Raw genomic sequence first — 16,915 nt, 5'->3', positions numbered from 1 at the left:
ATGCAGCTGCTTACCTCTTAGAATTTACTCTTCCGCATTCTCAACCATGTCAGCGAATAGGCCGTAGACATATCGTTCTGCGTCGAATTCCTGCAGGTCGTCCATTTTTTCTCCGAGACCGACGAATTTGACGGGGATGTCAAGTTCCTTGCGGATGGCCAGCACGATGCCGCCTTTTGCGGTTCCATCAAGCTTTGTGAGGACGATTCCGCTCACATCTGTTGCTTCCTTGAAGGTTTTTGCCTGGATCATGGCATTCTGGCCTGTTGTTGCATCAAGGGCGAGCAATACTTCATGCGGGGCGCCGGGGATTTCCCTTTCGATTACCCGCTTGACTTTTTCAAGTTCCTTCATCAGGTTGACCTTGTTCTGCAGGCGACCTGCTGTGTCACAAAGAAGGATATCTGCATTCCTTGATTTTGCCGCCCTGACGGCATCAAACATAACAGCTGCCGGATCAGATCCTTCTGCCTGCTTGATGACGTCGACGCCGACACGGTCTCCCCATACTTCAAGCTGCTCGATTGCCCCGGCCCGGAAGGTATCCCCTGCGGCCATGAGAACGGTTTTTCCTTCCTGCTTGAACTTATGTGCCAGCTTGCCGATGGAGGTTGTCTTGCCGACCCCATTGACACCGACGAACAGGATGACTGTCAGGTCGCCTTCCTGGATATTCAAAGCGGAAGATGCTTCCCCGCTTCCCTCATATATTTCAACCAGCTTCTCGGAAATGATGCTTTGCACGCCTTGCGGATCCTGGATGTTTTTGCGCTTCACTTCCATTCTCAGCTCTTCAACAAGTTCCATGACCGTATCGAAACCCACGTCGGCCTGAATGAGAATTTCCTCGAGCTCTTCGAAGAAGTCCTCATCGACCTTTCTGTACCTGGCAACAAGATCATTGACCTTGCCGGAAAAATTATCCCTCGTTTTTGTCAGGCCATCCTTGAATTTTTCAGTCACTGTATCAGTTTGCTTCGTAATTTTATCTTTCAGTTTTTTAAAGAAACTCATCTGTTCACTTCCTTCTCATTCATCAGTATGTATCGCCGGAAAAAGAGCTGGCACCCCTTTTCCGGCAGCCTCCTGCCTGTCTATTGCGCGACAAGCTCGCGGGTTTCTTCAAGTCTGACTGAGACAAGCTTAGAAACACCTGATTCCTGCATCGTTACACCATACAGGACGTCTGCTTCTTCCATCGTCCCTTTGCGGTGAGTGATGACGATAAACTGTGTTTCCTCACTGTATCTCTTCAAATATTGGCTAAAGCGCTGGACGTTGGCTTCATCGAGCGCAGCCTCCACTTCATCAAGGATGCAGAACGGAACGGGGCGCACCTTCAGGATTGAGAATAGCAGCGCAATTGCCGTAAGCGCCCTCTCCCCGCCTGATAAAAGCCCCAGATTCTGCAGCTTTTTGCCTGGCGGCTGGGCGACGATGTCAACCCCTGTATTAAGGAGATCGTCAGGCTGAGTCAGCTTTAGATCTGCCCTGCCTCCGCCAAACAGAGCCTGGAATACAGATTCAAAATGGAATCTGATTCCTTCAAATGTCTGCCGGAATCTTTTTTTCATTTCTTCATCCATTTCATCAATCACCTGGAAGAGAGTGTCCTTCGCTTCCTGCAAATCATCCTTCTGTGCCAAAAGGAATTCATATCGCTCTGATACGCGTTCATATTCTTCGATGGATCCAAGGTTCACTGTCCCAAGCTCCTCGATCGACAATTTAATAAGCTTAACCTTTTTCCGCGCCTCCTCAGCAGGGATGTGGAGCGGATACTCTTCCCTTGCGGCTTCAAAGGTTAGCAGATATTCCTCCCTCAGATGGGCCAGGCGGTTATCCAGTTCTACATCCAGCCTGTTCAGCCGCACTTCCTCATCCTTCATGCTTTCAGTCATGCCTTTATGAAGGCGGCGAAGCTCTTTGGCTGAGAGCTCCAGGTCTTCAAGTGCTTCCTGAAGCTTAAGGCGCTCCTCTTTCCTGGAGGAGATAAGGTCGATGGCTTCCTGCTTGTCCTTCAGCTTTTTCCTTGCCGCCTCCTCAAGCACTTCTTCGCCTGAAGAGCTGCTGGTCAGCTCTGATGACAGCAGCGACAAATCTTCCCTAAAGGTCTGGAGCTTCTCGGATGTCTCCGCCAGCTCCCCCTCAATGGATGCGAAAGTATCTTTAGCAAAGTTCAGCTGTTCGTTTTTGGACGCAAGTGTTATCTTAAGCTCGCCGATCATGTCCATAAGCGTTTCCTTGGAGGTCATCTGAGTGTTTTTCTGCTGTGTCAGCACCTCGATTTCTTCCTCCAGACCTGAGATGCTTTTTTGCATCTTCTCAAGCTCAAGCTCGAGTTCAGCTTTCCTGGCTGAAAGCTTCAGGGACTCTTCGGCAGATTGCGACTTGTCCATATCATACAAGGATAGTCGTTCATTTATGTTTTTCTCAGCCATTTCCACTTCCCGGAGATCGCCCTTCAGGGAGTTTTCCTTCAGTCTCAGTTCTTCCCCGGATCTGCGCAGGTTTTCGATCAGTTCTTCCTGCTTATTTATGTCTCCCTTAACCCTTTTAACCTGCTCTTCCACCAGCTGTGTCTTGGAATCCATTTCAGCCAAACGTTCTTTCAGCTCTTCAAGCTCTGTCTTCCTGCTGAGCAAAGAAGAGGATTTCTGCTTGACGGCGCCGCCTGTCATGCTGCCGCCCGGGTTTACGACATCGCCTTCCATTGTAACAAACCGGCTTCTGTAATTGAGGATCTTTGCCATTTCATTGGCTCCCTTTAGATCCTTTGAAACGATAACATTTCCGAGAAGGTTTTTGATGACCTCTTCATATTTTGAATCAAAAGAGACCAGGTCAGCGGCAGCACCAATGAAGGATGCATGCTGTTTGAGGGATTGAAGCTGGCTCTGTGACAGCGACTTCCCTTTAATGACATTCAGCGGCAGGAAGGTCGCCCGGCCGTATGAATGCTTCTTCAGGAACTGGATGGCGCTGCGGCCATTCTCTTCGTTCGCTACCACAACATGCTGCATTGCTCCTCCAAGCGCGGTTTCAATCGCTGTCTCATACTGCTTCGGCACTCCAATCAGCTCAGCAATCGCACCTTCAATGCCTTTTAGCGCACCGCCCCTTGCCTTCAGTACTTCTTTGACTCCCTGGAAGAAGCCGGAATAGTCCTCCTCCAGCTCTTCCAGCATATCTTTGCGGGACTTGGCCTGCTGAAGATATTGATAAGCCTGGTAAAGAGTGGTTTCCTGCTTCTGATAGTTCGTTTTCAGCGATTCGGTCTTGGCCTGCTCAGTCTTGAATAGGCGGACCTGCTCCTCAAGCTCGCCTTGTATCTGTGCAAGCCTGCCGATGATTTCTTTCTTTTGATCTTCTATCTGCTTTCGTTCTGCGAGAAACTTTTCATTGTCAGACTCAAGCCGGGTTGATTTTGCACCCTGCTGGGCCAGCTGCTGGCCGATATATTGAAACTCATTTTTAAAAGCAGCCTGCCTGTTCAGGAGTTCAATATAGTCACTCTTGAGAGAGTCGATTTTTTCTTCTGTATTTTCACTATAAAGCTTCAGCTCAGCCTGCTTTTCTCTCAGATTTTTCTGAAGCTCAGCTGCCTCTTTCTGAAGGACATCGGCAATCTCCTGCTGCATTGCTTTTCTTTCTTTAAGAGAAGCTTCCTTTGCCCCAAGCTCTTCTATATTTCTCTTCAGCTGCTCTTTATTATGGGAAGCATTTTTCTTTCGCTCTTTGAGGACCTCTTTCCTGCCCTCGAGCTTTTCCAGCTCCTCGCTGGCGTTAAGCAGCACACCCTGCAGATCATTGATGGACTCATCAAGGTCTGCAATGCCTGCCCTTGCCACCTCGATTTCAGCTTCCTTTTCCCCGATTGCACCGCCCAAAGCCTCTTCTTCCTTTTTCAGCTTTTCAAGCACAGCGGAAAGAGCCTCCCATTTTCCGTGAAGGTCCTCAATCTCAAAGGCTGTAAGGGCAACCTCAATTTTTTCCAGCTCTTCTTTTTGCTGCAGATAGTCCTTTGCGATGGAAGACTGGATCTTCAGCGGCTCCACCTGGCTTTCGAGCTCATAGACGATATCATTCACCCTGTTCAGGTTCTCCTGCGTTTCAAGAAGCTTGGCCTCTGCCTTTTTCTTTCTTGTTTTATATTTCAGGACACCGGCCGCTTCTTCAAATATGCTCCTCCGGTCTTCCGCCTTGCTGTTTAAGATTTCTTCTACCTTCCCCTGGCTTATAATGGAGAATGCCTCCCGCCCAAGGCCGGAATCCATGAACAGATCGATGATATCCTTCAAGCGGCACGATTGGCTGTTTATATAAAATTCACTGTCCCCTGAGCGGTAAACCCTCCTCGTTACACTCACTTCATTATAATCAAGCGGGAGGAACTGGTCTTCGTTATCAAGGGTCAGTGTCACCTCTGCAAAGTTCAGCGATTTCCTGCTGTCGCTTCCGGCAAAGATGATGTCCTCCATTTTAGATCCTCTCAGGGACTTTGCGGACTGCTCGCCAAGCACCCAGCGGATGGAGTCAGTAATATTGCTTTTGCCGCTCCCATTCGGGCCGACAACAGCTGTTACGCCAGGGACAAAATCGACAGAGGATTTCTCGGCGAAGGATTTAAAGCCTGCTATATCTAGCCGTTTCAGAAACACTGATATATCCCTCCTAGCTTCTCGGTTGGTTTTCTTGGGATGTTGGGTCATTCTGCAAATGGGATTTTAAAATCTCCAGCGCCATCTGGGCCGCGTGCTGTTCTGCTTCTTTTTTCGATCTGCCTGTCCCTGTCCCGAGCTCATTACCTGACAAGGAAACACGCGAGACAAACTCCCTGCTGTGTGCAGGGCCTTTTTCCTGAAGAATCTTATACTCAATTGAACCCGCTCCGTCACGCTGGACGAGCTCCTGAAGCTGGCTCTTGAAATCCATCACATGAGAAAAAGCACCCGAATTGATTTTTGGAAAGACCGTTTGCTCTAAAAATCCGATGACTGTATCTATCCCTTTTTCCAGGTATAATGCACCGATAAATGCTTCGAACACATCTGCAAGCAAAGCCGGACGCTCTCTTCCGCCTGTCATTTCCTCCCCTTTGCCAAGAAGGACGAGCTTCCCGAACTCAAGCTCATTGGCGAAAGCAACCAAGGATGGCTCACATACAACTGCCGCTCTCAGCTTTGTCAGCTCTCCTTCGCTCATCATGGGATATTTCTTATATAAAAATTGGGATACAGTCAGTTCAAGTACGGCGTCCCCTAAAAATTCAAGCCGTTCATTATCTTCATACGGCTTTCTCCGATGCTCATTCACATACGATGAATGTGTAAAAGCCTGCTTCAGCAGCTTTTCATTCTCAAAGGAAAGCCCGATTTTCTTCTGGAACTCCCTGAATTGCATTTCTGCCGCGCGGTATGCTTTTTTCTCTTGGTCTTTATTGTTCTTGCGCATAATGCCTCCACCTTGCTAATAGTTTACATACATTATCAGTTTACGTAATAAATCTTAAAAACGCAAAAAAACCTGAAAGCATCCTGAATATTCCAGACCGCTTCCAGCCTTTTGGATCAATGGGCCATTTCATTAATTTAACCGGGCTCTGCCGGCATTTAAATGATCCCTGTATCCGCCTTTATAGAAGAAAGCCCCGTTCAAAACGGAGCTTTGCTCAATCTAACGATTACACATTAGCTTTTATGTAATTCACAGCGTCGCCGACTGTTGCGATCTTTTCTGCATCATCGTCAGAGATTTCCATATCGAATTCATCTTCCAGTTCCATAACCAGTTCAACTACATCCAGGGAATCTGCGCCAAGATTTTCTTTGAAAGAAGCTTCCAATGTTACTTCAGACTCTTCAACACCAAGACGATCTACGATGATCTTTGTTACACGTTCTAACACATCTGCCATGCTTGTCACCTCCCCTCAAGACATTATAGAGCATTTTTGCGGATTAATAAATGTTCAGCAGAACAATTTTTTCTTTTATCTGCAGAAGAGGCTCTACATCACCATTCCGCCGTCAACATGAAGGGTCTGCCCAGTCATATAGCGGCTGTCCTCTGAAGCCAGGAACAAAGCCACCTTTGCAATGTCTGAAGGTTCGCCAAGCCGTCCGAGCGGGATCCCTGACAGCATCTGTTCTTTCACTTCTTCATTGAGCTTGTCCGTCATATCAGTCGAGATGAAGCCAGGGGCAATGGCATTGACAGTGATTCCTCTTGAAGCCAGCTCTTTTGCAGAAGTTTTTGTCAGGCCGATGACGCCTGCTTTAGCGGCAACATAGTTGGCCTGGCCAGGGTTGCCGCTGACACCGACAATCGAGGATACATTGATGATCCTCCCGCTGCGCTGCTTCATCATCTGCCTGGTAGCCGCCTTCGTGCAAAGGAAGACACCTTTAAGATTGATGCTGATGACTTCATCCCATTCTTCCTCTTTCATTCTCATAAGAAGATTATCCCGGGTGATGCCGGCATTATTGACAAGAATATCAATGCTTCCGAATTTTTCAAGCGTCTCTTTCATCATAGCCGTTACAGCCTCACTGTCCGACACATCTGCCTTTACAGCAAAAGCATCACGTCCGAGCGCCTTGATTTCTTCAACAGTCTCGTTCGCTTTTGCCTCGCTCCCCGAATAATTGACTGCCACATTGGCTCCCTGCCTCGCAAGCTCCAATGCAATTTCGCGGCCAATTCCCCTCGAAGCACCTGTTACGATCACTGACTTGCCATCCAGCTTCATTACTGTTCCCCCTTTAACGCCTCAATTGCAGCCGCACAGCTTGCTTCATCTGAAACAGCATATGTTTTGGCTGAGCGGTTAATTTTTTTCACAAGCCCTGATAAGACTTTTCCCGGGCCAATTTCAATGAATGTATCGACTCCGAGGCCGAACATCCTTTCAATGGAATCCTCCCACAGCACAGGGGAATAAAGCTGCTGGACAAGCTTTTCTTTAATATCCCCTGATTCCGTCATTTCTGAAGCACTAACATTGGAGATGACTGGAATTTGTGCATCAGAAACCGTGATGCTGTCCAGGACATCCCGCAGATTCTCTGCTGCCGGCTTCATGAGAGATGAGTGAAACGGTCCGCTGACATCCAGCGGAAGGACCCTCTTGGCGCCTGCTTCTTTCGCTTTTGCGGAAGCCAGCTCTACGCCCTCCCTCGAACCGGAAATTACGATCTGCCCGGGGCAATTAAGGTTTGCCAGCTGTACCGGATGCCCTTCCTCTGAAACTTTCTCTGTTACTGCACGCAGTTCATCCCTGCCGAGGCCGAGGACTGCTGCCATTGTGCCTTCACCGTTTGGAACAGCTGCTTCCATGAACTCGCCTCTTTTTCTTACCGCATGCACCGCATCTTCAAAAGAAATGCTGCCTGCAGCAACAAGGGCAGTGTATTCACCAAGGCTGTGTCCGGCTGTGTAATCAGCCTTGATTCCAGATTCACGGAACTTCGCAAGAAGGGCAATGCTTGTCGTCAAAAGTGCCGGCTGGGCATTGACTGTTAATGTCAGTGTCTCCTGCGGCCCTTCAAATATCAGGCTTGAAAGCTTATCATTCAGCCTTTGGTCTGCCTGGTCAAAGACAGCTTTTACTTTATCATCTGATTCTGCCAAAGATTTCCCCATGCCAACAGTCTGTGAACCCTGGCCAGGAAATAGAAATGCAATTTTCCCCATTTTCCCTTCTCCTTTTCAAAGAAATCTGCAGGTTATTCCCTGCCTGCTCCAGGCAGCTTTTCCGCAGCTGCTTTTATTGTTTCCGCCACATTATTCTGCACCATTTCACGTGTCTGCCTGACTGCGCTGTAGAGCGCATTGCTGTCAGAGGACCCGTGGGCCTTGATGACAGGAGCGTTCAGTCCGAACAGACCTGCCCCGCCGTACTCCGAATAGTCCATCTTTGATTTCAGCTGGACAAGATCAGGCTTCAGCACTGCTGCTGCCAGCTTGCTCTTCAGGCTGCCTGTCATGGCTTCCTTCATCATTTTAAAGACGGATAAGGCGGTGCCTTCTATCGTCTTTAGAACCATATTCCCTGTAAAGCCGTCGGTAACGACTACATCTGCCGCACCTTCAAGAAGGTCTCTTGCTTCTACATTCCCGACAAAATTAAGTCCGGCATCCTTAATCAATCCAAATGCATTTTTAGCCAGTTCATTTCCTTTTTTCTCTTCTGTGCCGATATTTAAAAGGCCTACGCGGGGGTTAGAGACGCCCCTGACTTTTTCACAATATATAGAGCCCATGACCGCATATTGCAGAAGATGTTCAGGTTTGGCATCGACATTTGCACCAACATCAAGGAGCAGAAAACCTTTGCCATCTATTGTCGGCAGCGTAGGCGATAATGCCGGCCTTTCAATGCCCTCGATCCTTCCTACAACGAATAATCCAGCTGCCATCAGTGCGCCTGTATTGCCGGCTGAAATGCAGGCATCCGCATTGCCATCAGCGACCTGCCTTGCAGCCAGGACCATTGAAGCATCCCTCTTCCTCCGCACTGCCCTGACTGGTTCATCGGTGCCAAGGATCACCTCTTCTGTATGGATGATTTCAATTCTCTCACTCTCTGCCAGATGCTCCCTGATTCTCTTTTCGTCACCGACAAGTGTAATATGTATGTCCTTGAATTCTGCTGCAGCCTTCATGGCCCCGAGTACAATTTCCTTTGGGGCGTTGTCCCCGCCCATTGCATCTATCGCAATCTTAATCATTCTGCATCATCCCCTGCTTGTTAACGGATTATTTTCATGCTTCTCTATGGGAACGGAACATGTCGAACTCGCCTTTGAAAACCAGTTCATTGTTCGCAAAGCTTGAAACCTCTACAAGTGTCCTGCCGGAGCAGTTGTCGATCTTAACGACTTTTGCTTTTGCGATTACCCTTTCATTCTGGTGTACTGATCGGGTAAACTGTATGCTTGCTTTAGCTGTTAGCGCCAGCTCGTCATTTATGACAGCGACAGCCAGTGAGTTGGCCTGTGCAAAAAGGTGGTGGCCGCGGGCAATCCGGTTCCTTTTGAATACATGCTCTTCTTTTACGTCAAATATAGAAATCGCCGTATTATCAAGTTCTATGTCAATGATTTCTCCAATGACTTCTTCAATGGGAAGTGATTTAACTTCATCCTCGAAGGATTTCTCCGCAACATTTTTGATCCTTTCCCTAAGCTCGGGAATGGAAAGCTCGAGACGGTCGAGCCGGATGGTCTGGACGCTGACTGAAAAACGGTCGGCCAGATCCTCGTCTGTAATGAAGGGGTTCTCCTTTATCGTTTCAACCAGCATCTGCTGGCGTTCTTTTTTGTTTTTTCTCATATCCTCCACCGCCGAGATATTAAGACTAGGTACTAATAGTAGTATATATAAAAAAAAAGCAGAGCGCAAGGCAGAACTTTCCCGTTCTGTCTTCGTCTGCTTCCCGCTTCAATCAAGCTTTTCTCCTTGGAACACGCCTGTATTTTTAAGATATTCCCTCAGCATCATATATTCCGGGCCTTCCCAGAAGATGCTGGATTGTATCAGCTTCGATGCATCATTTCGAGCCGTTTCCAGAGCACGGTAGTCATGGACCATATCAGCTACCTTGAACTCAGGCATGCCGCTTTGCTTGCGGCCGAAAAAGTCTCCCGGCCCCCTCAGTTCCAAATCCTTTTCACTGAGAACAAAGCCATCGTTTGTCTCAGACATGATTTTCATCCGTTCTTTCCCGACCTCTGATTTTGGATCAGCAAGGAGGATGCAGTAAGACTGTTCGCTTCCCCGTCCGACCCTTCCCCTCAGCTGGTGCAGCTGGGATAAACCGAATCTCTCGGCATCATAGATTACCATAATGGTAGCATTAGGCACATTGACCCCAACTTCAACGACAGTTGTAGAAACAAGAACCTGGATCTCATTGCGGCTGAAGCTTTTCATCACTTCATCCTTTTCCTCCGGGTGGAGCCTGCCATGCATCAGCCCTACCTTATACCGGTCCTGATAATAGAATGTCAGATTGCTGTGGACATCAATTGCATTCTGGACATCAAGCTTGTCCGATTCCTCAATCAGCGGGCAAATAACGTACGCCTGCCTGCCTTTCGAAAGCTCCTTCTCCATGAATTGGAGGATCCGGTCGAGCATTTCCTGCTTCGCCCAGTAAGTTTCGATTGTCTTCCTGCCTGCAGGCATTTCATCAATAATAGATACATCCATTTCCCCGAACACCGTTATGGCAAGCGTCCTTGGGATCGGAGTTGCCGTCATGAACAGTACATCAGGGCTTTCACCCTTTTCACGGAGCACCCGGCGCTGCTCTACGCCAAACCGGTGCTGTTCGTCTGTTATGACAAATCCGAGCCGCTTGAACTCGACCTCCTGCTGGATAAGGGCGTGTGTCCCGACCAGGACATCGATTTCTCCTTCCGCCAGCCTGGCGAGGATCTCTTTTCTCTTTTTCCCCTTCACAGAGCTCGTCAGCAGCTCACACGAAAGGCCGTGCGGCTCAAGCAGCTCTTTGAGCGATTTCTCATGCTGCTCTGCCAGTATCTCTGTAGGGACCATCAGTGCCCCCTGATAGCCTGCTGTTGCTGCTGCATATAAACCGATTGCGGCTACGACCGTCTTGCCGGAGCCTACATCCCCTTGAAGAAGCCTGTTCATCCGGTACGGGGATTTCATATCAGACAGGATTTCGTTCACTACTCTTTTTTGGGCTCCAGTCAAAGGAAAAGGAAGCGAGCCGATGAATTCTTTCAGCTTTTTCAAATCATAAGTCTGGACGATCCCTTTTGACTGCTCACGCTCGAATTTTCTGAGCGCCTGCATTTTGAGCTGGAAATATAAGAATTCTTCATAAACAAACCTGCGCCTTGCCTGCTTCAAATCCTCGGGCCCTCCCGGAAAATGCATCGCCCTGAGGGCATCTTTCCTGTTCAGGAGCTTATACTGCTCAAGAAGCCGCTCAGGCAGCGTCTCCACAATGCTGCCAGCATACTGGCTGAACGCCAGTCCAATGAACCTGCGTATGCCTTTGACAGTAATGCTGCCTTTCACAGCGTATACAGGTTCAAAATCCTTGGAAGCTGTATTCTCCCCCAGATGGATCTCACTGGCGGAAATCATCTGGCGGTGCTGGTCCCACTTTCCTGTTATCGTGACTGAATCATTGATGGCAAATTTCTTTTTTAAATAAGGCTGGTTAAAAAATACCGCCTGGATCAAATAACGGCCGACAAGGACTCTTATCGTCAGGCGCGACCGTTTTCTTCCATAATAAGTAAGCAAAGGCTCGCTGTGAATTTTCCCTTCCACTGTAACCCTTTCCTCATGCTTGACTTCAGACAGGTCTTTAAGCCGGTAATCCTCATAGCGGAACGGGAAATGCTCCATAAGGTCGCCGACAGTAGAAATATTCATATCTGCCAGTGCTTCAGCGGTCTCTGCACCTATTCCTTTTATACTTGTAACTGGTTCGTTCAACATATTTTTAATCACCTGATTTCGATTTTACTTTATAGGAGAATTTGGCTGTGGATGCACCGGGGATCTCTTTTTGGAAGCTTCGGCGGGTTTCGGGGGCATTGCCTGCCTGCATAGATAGAAATAGAAGGGGCATCCCCTTCTATTTCCTTGTACTGCTATTCGATTGAAAAAATGAAAGCGTACAATGGCTGTTTGCCATCATGCACTTCAACTTCAATGTCCTCGTATTCTTTTTCCAGGAAGTCTGCAATAACCTTCAGTTCTTCCTCGGATGCATCCTCGCCCTTAAGGATTGTAATGATTTCAGCATCCTCATCAATCATATGGGTGAGGAGCTTTTTGGCCGATTCGGTCTTATCCTTGTCTTTGACAACGATTTTGCCATCCGCGATGCCCATGAAATCTTCTTTTTCAATTTCAAGGCCGTCGATGCTCGTGTCACGGACAGCAAAAGTGATCTGTCCTGTCTTGACATGGCTTAGAGCCTCGCTCATGCCGCTTTCATTGTCCTCCAGGCCTGTACCCGGATTGAATGCGAGCAGTGCAGCCATACCCTGCGGCACAGTTTTGGATGGAATGACAACAACGTCTTCCTCTGCTACCTCGGCAGCCTGCTGGGCAGCCATAATGATGTTCTTGTTGTTTGGCAGGATGATGATCTTTTTGGCGTTCGCATCCTTTATTGCCTTCACAATGTCCTCGGTGCTCGGATTCATTGTCTGTCCGCCTTCAATGACAACATGGGCGCCGATGCTTCTGAAGAGATCCGCAATGCCGCTGCCCATTGACACAGCTACAATGCCGTACTCTAGCTTCTCATTTGTTTTGGCCGGTTCTCCGGTCCTTAGCGGGGTATGTGTCTCGCCCACTATGTTTGTGTGCTGCTGGCGCATATTTTCAATCTTCATATTCACCAGGCTGCCATATCTCTGGCCATAGCTCAGCACATCTCCGGGCTGCTCAGAATGAATATGTACCTTCACCAGTTCTTCATCGGCAATCACGAGAAGAGAATCACCGAAACGGCTAAGATCCTGACGGAATTGATCTTCAGAAAAGCTTTTTCCGCTCAGCTTTTCTTCTTCAAGCTTAACCATGAATTCAGTGCAATAGCCGAATTCGATATCTGCCGTATTGATATGCCCCTGAACAGATTTATGATGCTCGGCATTTACCATTTCATCCATGCTCGGGAGAGAGGCAGGTGCGTCAGGGAGCTTTTCGCCCTTCAGCTCAGCAAGAAAGCCTTCGTAAACAAAAACAAGACCTTGCCCGCCGCTGTCCACAACACCGACTTCCTTCAGTACAGGCAGCAGGTCAGGGGTCCGGTTCAGCGAAGCTTTTGCTTCCTTCAGGACTTCCTCAAGGACTTTGATAATATCATCCTCATTTTGCGCAGCCTGCACGCCCCTCCGGGCAGAATCCTTTGCAACGGTCAGGATCGTCCCTTCAACCGGCTTCATGACAGCTTTATAGGCGGTCTCAACACCCGTATTCAGTGCGTCTGCAAACTCGCTTGCTGTTATTTCAGACTTTTGCTCAATTGCTTTAGAGAAGCCGCGGAACAGCTGTGACAGGATGACACCCGAATTCCCGCGGGCACCCATCAATAATCCTTTTGAAAGGGCAGTGCCCACTTTTCCAATATGCGCCTGGACATTATTTCTGACTTCCTTCGCTCCGGAAGTCATCGATAAATTCATATTGGTTCCTGTATCTCCATCAGGAACCGGGAAAACGTTTAGCGCATCTACATATTTGGCATTAGAGGATAAGTGGTTTGCACCCTGCATCACCATTTCCGCGAAACGCTTTCCATCTAAAACTGTAATTGACACAAATCTTTCCTCCTCACTACGGGTTCGTTACACGAACTCCCTGAACGTAAATATTAACCGAGTCAACGGCAAGTCCAACAGTTTTATCAAGGGTGTACTTTACTTTTGATTGCACGTTGTGGGCAACCTCGGAAATTTTCGTTCCATAACTCACAATAATATACATATCGATATGTACTTCTTCGCTTTCCTGGCGCACAATCACACCGCGTGTAAAGTTTTCCTTGCGCAGAATATCCGTAAGCCCGTCTTTAATCTGATTCTTGGAAGCCATCCCTACAATGCCGTAGCAGTCAACAGCTGCGCCTCCGGCAATAGTAGCGATCACATCATTAGATATATCAATTTGCCCGAATTTCGTTTTTAATTCAATGGACATGAGTCGTTCCCCCTTTGGAAATTGCTCCTTGACTAAAGTCATTTTACTATATCAAGGGTAAATTTAAAAGCTATACTTCCCCTTTCTTATTATAGGGCAGCTTCCCGTATACTATGTCAAGGAAATTTTCTTGAAAGGTTGCATCACAACTATTGCATTCATTTGGGTTGTATGATAAATTATTAAAGTATCTTTTAATGCCGAAAAACATACTCGTTACTGTTTTTCCATTACTTAGATTGAGCAATATGATCATTGCAAATGAAAGCATGAAAAAATAGTTTCAAGCTTTGTGAGTTAGGAGGGAAATATACATGCCACGCAAATGTGTCGTAACAGGTAGAAAAACAACTTCAGGCAATAAGCGTTCCCACGCTATGAATGCAAACAAGCGTACTTGGGGAGCTAACCTTCAAAAAGTTCGCATCCTTGTAGACGGTAAGCCTAAACGTGTTTGGGTTTCTGCAAGAGCGCTTAAATCAGGTAAAGTAGAACGAGTGTAACAGCTCGAAAAGGACATCCCGCGGATGTCCTTTTTTATATTTTACAGGGAGATAACTGCCACTGCATCCAGATATCCAGCTCATCTTTTCTTGTTAGTGTTCCAGGATGATTTTCGTGCTTATCAAATCAACATTAATGTTTAACAAGCTTTGTTTTTGAAAAAAAACAGCACCCGGCGTCCGGATGCTGATGAAGGTGTGACTGTTTTTTGTACGTTCTGCTATGGATCTATCACTTTTATTCCTTTTTGAAGGTTCCTAGCATCGCGCGGACAAGTCCGCCTAAAAACTTCGGCAATTTAATCGTATAAAACTTCATGGATATGTCCCTCCTCGCCATCTAACCGCAAATCTCTCTGTCCTCTTTTGCGCCCTTAACATCATATTCAAAAGATTAAGATGAGTACACTTTGTTTTAAGACTTTTAATCATGACTCCTTATCACCATTATTATGCCTTCGGTAAATGAAAAAGTACCATAATCATCAATAAGTTCATTACTAATGCACAGGGTGGAGCCGAGCGGTACGTATTTATCTTTCAGCGGATATTTAAAGCCTTTGAGCGTCAGCTCCTTTATATGGCTCGTCACAGGGACAAAGGAGACATATTTCATATTCTCCATTGGCAGGACAGAATAAGCCCCGGGGCCTTTGACATATATGATATTCCTGCTGTCTATCAGCTCGATATGGGTATGGGTGCTTCCCCCTTTCAGGTGCGGCCCGATCAGGAGCTGTACATTGGCAAAGAAGTGGTCGAGCCTCCCGCCGGTTCCTCCATATATTTTAATGGCTTCCGGTTCCTGCTTCAGTGCCCAGATGATGGCAAGCTCCATATCTGTTTCATCTTTCTCGGGATTGAACAGCTTGATTTCCTTTACTGATTGCTTAATTAGCTCCATTTCTTCCAGGGATACGGAATCAAAATCACCGAATGCAGCCTGTGGAACAATTCCTTTTGAAATCAGGGTGAAGACTCCCCGGTCCACTCCTGCCCAGATCTCCCCTTCTCCTCCAGCTTCAAGTTCCGGAAGAAGATCCACTGGCCCTCCTGCTAAAATATGAATAATCAGCGGTAACACCTGCCTTTATCTGTAATTGCTTAAAGAAAAACCAGCCGAATCATCAGCTGGCTTTTCTTTTTCTTTTTCTTATTCTTATTCTTTATCCCCTAAGTGCAGCGATTGCTTTCGCGCGGTCTTTCTGATTATATACGGCAGAACCGGCCACAAGGACATTTGCGCCTGCCTCTATACAGAGCTTTGCCGTCTCTTCATTCACACCGCCATCAACTTCAATTTCAAGATCCAGCTTCTGCTCTGCAGCCATTTCTTTTACCTGTCTGATTTTCGGAAGCACCGAAGAAATGAATTTCTGGCCTCCAAAACCAGGATTCACTGTCATCAGAAGGACCATGTCGATATCCTGGATGATATGCTTAAGAGCTTCAGCCGGAGTCGCCGGATTCAGGACGACGCCTGCTTTTACACCATAAGATTTGATAAGATGGATCGTCCGGTGCAGATGCCTGGATGCTTCTGCATGGACTGTAATATAATCGGCGCCTGCCTTGGCGAAGGCTTCGATATACTGATCTGGATTTTCAATCATCAGATGCACATCAAGGGGAAGCTTTGTAATCGGTCTGACTGCCTCTACAATCAGCGGGCCGATCGTGATATTCGGGACAAAATGGCCATCCATTACATCCACATGGATATAGTCGGCCCCTCCCCTTTCTACATCCTTGATTTCTTCTCCCAGCCGGGAAAAATCTGCAGATAATATCGATGGTGCAATCTTAACCATATTAATACCTCGGCTTTCTATCTTTTATTTCCTGGAGGAAATCTTTGTAATGCTCATATCTGTACTGCGGAATTTCTCCGTTGTCGACCGCTGCTTTCACCGCACATTTCGGCTCAGAAATATGCAGGCAGGCACGGAATTTGCAGGCTTCGCTTTTTTCCCTGATATCCGGGAAGCAGAAATTCAATTCTTCTGCTTCAATATCGGTGAATTCAAGGGAGCTGAATCCCGGCGTATCAGCAACAAATCCCTGGCCGATTTCAATCAGCTCTACATGGCGGGTTGTATGCTTCCCTCTTCCCAGATGTGAGGAAATGTTGTCCGTTTTGAGTTCCAGCTCTGGCCTGAGGGCATTGAGGAGAGAAGATTTCCCTACTCCCGACTGCCCGGCAAAAACTGAAATTCCTCTTTCAAGGAAAGGAAGCAGTTCATCAATCCCGATCCCATTTTCTGAAGAAGTCAGCAGCACATCATAGCCTGCGTCCCTGTAAGAAGCTGCATAGTCCTCTATCTTCATTCTCTCTTCTTCATTTACCAGATCCATTTTTGAGATGCAGATAACCGGCTGGATATGGTTGAATTCAACCAGCACAAGGAAACGGTCCAGCAAAGCTGTACTGAAATCCGGCTCAGAAGCTGAAAAGACGAGGATTGCCTGGTCCACATTGGCAATCGGAGGCCTGACCAGTTCATTTTTTCTTTCTTTCACTTCAAGGATATATCCTTCACTGTCGTTATCTGCCTGATATACGACATTGTCTCCGACAAGGGGGGTGATCTTGTTTTTCCTGAACACTCCCCTGCCCCTGCATTGCACAGTTCTTTCGCCGCTAAGCACATAATAGAATCCGCTTAATGCCTTAATGATTTTGCCTTCAGGCATACAAACACTCCTAA

General features: G+C 47.4%; 16 protein-coding genes. 1 reads left to right on the top strand and 15 read right to left on the bottom strand.

Annotated elements, in window-relative coordinates; translation table 11 throughout:
* Positions 1 to 24: 24 nt before the first annotated feature.
* From ftsY to ACQCVH_RS05585, 11 genes are all read right to left on the bottom strand, one after another.
* Positions 25 to 1,014, bottom strand: a complete 990-nt coding sequence (gene ftsY / locus ACQCVH_RS05635; protein ID WP_148973882.1) for a signal recognition particle-docking protein FtsY — start codon at positions 1,012 to 1,014, stop codon at positions 25 to 27.
* A gap of 80 nt (positions 1,015 to 1,094) precedes the next feature.
* Positions 1,095 to 4,661, bottom strand: a complete 3,567-nt coding sequence (gene smc, locus ACQCVH_RS05630) for a chromosome segregation protein SMC (RefSeq protein WP_426834811.1) — start codon at positions 4,659 to 4,661, stop codon at positions 1,095 to 1,097.
* 13 nt (positions 4,662 to 4,674) lie between these two features.
* Positions 4,675 to 5,454 carry a ribonuclease III gene (gene rnc, locus ACQCVH_RS05625; RefSeq protein WP_426834810.1) on the bottom strand — a complete coding sequence of 260 codons (780 nt, stop codon included), beginning with the start codon at positions 5,452 to 5,454 and terminating at the stop codon, positions 4,675 to 4,677.
* A gap of 229 nt (positions 5,455 to 5,683) precedes the next feature.
* Positions 5,684 to 5,917: an acyl carrier protein gene (locus ACQCVH_RS05620; RefSeq protein ID WP_009795947.1), complete on the bottom strand. Its 234-nt coding sequence runs from the start codon at positions 5,915 to 5,917 to the stop codon at positions 5,684 to 5,686.
* Between the two features lie 93 nt (positions 5,918 to 6,010).
* The gene (gene fabG, locus ACQCVH_RS05615; protein WP_426834809.1) at positions 6,011 to 6,754 is read right to left on the bottom strand and encodes a 3-oxoacyl-[acyl-carrier-protein] reductase; all 744 of its coding nucleotides are present in this window, start codon (positions 6,752 to 6,754) and stop codon (positions 6,011 to 6,013) included.
* Positions 6,754 to 7,698 (bottom strand): ACP S-malonyltransferase, encoded by a 945-nt coding sequence (gene fabD, locus ACQCVH_RS05610; protein WP_426834808.1) that lies wholly within the window; start codon positions 7,696 to 7,698, stop codon positions 6,754 to 6,756. Before fabD ends, fabG begins: the two co-directional genes overlap by 1 nt.
* A 32-nt stretch (positions 7,699 to 7,730) precedes the next feature.
* Entirely contained in the window at positions 7,731 to 8,732 is a 1,002-nt protein-coding gene (plsX, locus tag ACQCVH_RS05605; RefSeq protein WP_426834949.1) for a phosphate acyltransferase PlsX, read from the bottom strand.
* Between the two features lie 37 nt (positions 8,733 to 8,769).
* Positions 8,770 to 9,339: a transcription factor FapR gene (gene fapR, locus ACQCVH_RS05600; RefSeq protein WP_426834807.1), complete on the bottom strand. Its 570-nt coding sequence runs from the start codon at positions 9,337 to 9,339 to the stop codon at positions 8,770 to 8,772.
* A gap of 108 nt (positions 9,340 to 9,447) precedes the next feature.
* On the bottom strand, positions 9,448 to 11,487 hold the full coding sequence (gene recG / locus ACQCVH_RS05595; RefSeq protein ID WP_426834806.1) for an ATP-dependent DNA helicase RecG: 2,040 nt from the start codon (positions 11,485 to 11,487) through the stop codon (positions 9,448 to 9,450).
* Between the two features lie 155 nt (positions 11,488 to 11,642).
* Complete coding sequence (locus ACQCVH_RS05590; RefSeq protein WP_426834805.1) at positions 11,643 to 13,325, bottom strand: DAK2 domain-containing protein; 1,683 nt, start codon at positions 13,323 to 13,325, stop codon at positions 11,643 to 11,645.
* A gap of 16 nt (positions 13,326 to 13,341) precedes the next feature.
* Positions 13,342 to 13,704 (bottom strand): Asp23/Gls24 family envelope stress response protein, encoded by a 363-nt coding sequence (locus ACQCVH_RS05585; protein WP_009795954.1) that lies wholly within the window; start codon positions 13,702 to 13,704, stop codon positions 13,342 to 13,344.
* Positions 13,705 to 14,018: 314 nt separating this feature from the next.
* Between ACQCVH_RS05585 and rpmB the strand changes: the two genes are divergently transcribed.
* Positions 14,019 to 14,207: a 50S ribosomal protein L28 gene (rpmB, locus tag ACQCVH_RS05580; RefSeq protein ID WP_009795956.1), complete on the top strand. Its 189-nt coding sequence runs from the start codon at positions 14,019 to 14,021 to the stop codon at positions 14,205 to 14,207.
* 238 nt (positions 14,208 to 14,445) lie between these two features.
* On the opposite strand, the gene spoVM is transcribed toward rpmB, so the two are convergent.
* From spoVM to rsgA, 4 genes are all read right to left on the bottom strand, one after another.
* Positions 14,446 to 14,526 carry a stage V sporulation protein SpoVM gene (spoVM, locus tag ACQCVH_RS05575; RefSeq protein WP_022543708.1) on the bottom strand — a complete coding sequence of 27 codons (81 nt, stop codon included), beginning with the start codon at positions 14,524 to 14,526 and terminating at the stop codon, positions 14,446 to 14,448.
* A 105-nt stretch (positions 14,527 to 14,631) separates the two neighbouring features.
* The gene (locus tag ACQCVH_RS05570; RefSeq protein ID WP_426834948.1) at positions 14,632 to 15,282 is read right to left on the bottom strand and encodes a thiamine diphosphokinase; all 651 of its coding nucleotides are present in this window, start codon (positions 15,280 to 15,282) and stop codon (positions 14,632 to 14,634) included.
* Between the two features lie 91 nt (positions 15,283 to 15,373).
* Positions 15,374 to 16,018 carry a ribulose-phosphate 3-epimerase gene (rpe, locus tag ACQCVH_RS05565; RefSeq protein WP_426834804.1) on the bottom strand — a complete coding sequence of 215 codons (645 nt, stop codon included), beginning with the start codon at positions 16,016 to 16,018 and terminating at the stop codon, positions 15,374 to 15,376.
* A 1-nt stretch (position 16,019) separates the two neighbouring features.
* On the bottom strand, positions 16,020 to 16,901 hold the full coding sequence (gene rsgA, locus ACQCVH_RS05560) for a ribosome small subunit-dependent GTPase A (protein ID WP_426834803.1): 882 nt from the start codon (positions 16,899 to 16,901) through the stop codon (positions 16,020 to 16,022).
* Positions 16,902 to 16,915: the final 14 nt, after the last annotated feature.

The sequence above is a fragment of the Bacillus infantis genome, from assembly GCF_050107595.1.
Lineage (GTDB): Bacteria > Bacillota > Bacilli > Bacillales > Cytobacillaceae > Bacillus_AB > Bacillus_AB infantis_C.
Note: the sequence above shows the minus strand (reverse complement) of the source record. Positions and strands in the feature narration are given on the sequence as shown.

What these genes read in the sequence shown, in the direction of transcription:
- ftsY (WP_148973882.1), bottom strand. Translation starts at nt 1,014, where the DNA reads ATGAGTTTCTTTAAAAAACTGAAAGATAAAATTACGAAGCAAACTGAT.
- rnc (WP_426834810.1), bottom strand. Translation starts at nt 5,454, where the DNA reads ATGCGCAAGAACAATAAAGACCAAGAGAAAAAAGCATACCGCGCGGCA.
- ACQCVH_RS05620 (WP_009795947.1), bottom strand. Translation starts at nt 5,917, where the DNA reads ATGGCAGATGTGTTAGAACGTGTAACAAAGATCATCGTAGATCGTCTT.
- fabG (WP_426834809.1), bottom strand. Translation starts at nt 6,754, where the DNA reads ATGAAGCTGGATGGCAAGTCAGTGATCGTAACAGGTGCTTCGAGGGGA.
- fabD (WP_426834808.1), bottom strand. Translation starts at nt 7,698, where the DNA reads ATGGGGAAAATTGCATTTCTATTTCCTGGCCAGGGTTCACAGACTGTT.
- fapR (WP_426834807.1), bottom strand. Translation starts at nt 9,339, where the DNA reads ATGAGAAAAAACAAAAAAGAACGCCAGCAGATGCTGGTTGAAACGATA.
- recG (WP_426834806.1), bottom strand. Translation starts at nt 11,487, where the DNA reads ATGTTGAACGAACCAGTTACAAGTATAAAAGGAATAGGTGCAGAGACC.
- ACQCVH_RS05585 (WP_009795954.1), bottom strand. Translation starts at nt 13,704, where the DNA reads ATGTCCATTGAATTAAAAACGAAATTCGGGCAAATTGATATATCTAAT.
- rpmB (WP_009795956.1), top strand. Translation starts at nt 14,019, where the DNA reads ATGCCACGCAAATGTGTCGTAACAGGTAGAAAAACAACTTCAGGCAAT.
- spoVM (WP_022543708.1), bottom strand. Translation starts at nt 14,526, where the DNA reads ATGAAGTTTTATACGATTAAATTGCCGAAGTTTTTAGGCGGACTTGTC.
- rpe (WP_426834804.1), bottom strand. Translation starts at nt 16,018, where the DNA reads ATGGTTAAGATTGCACCATCGATATTATCTGCAGATTTTTCCCGGCTG.
- rsgA (WP_426834803.1), bottom strand. Translation starts at nt 16,901, where the DNA reads ATGCCTGAAGGCAAAATCATTAAGGCATTAAGCGGATTCTATTATGTG.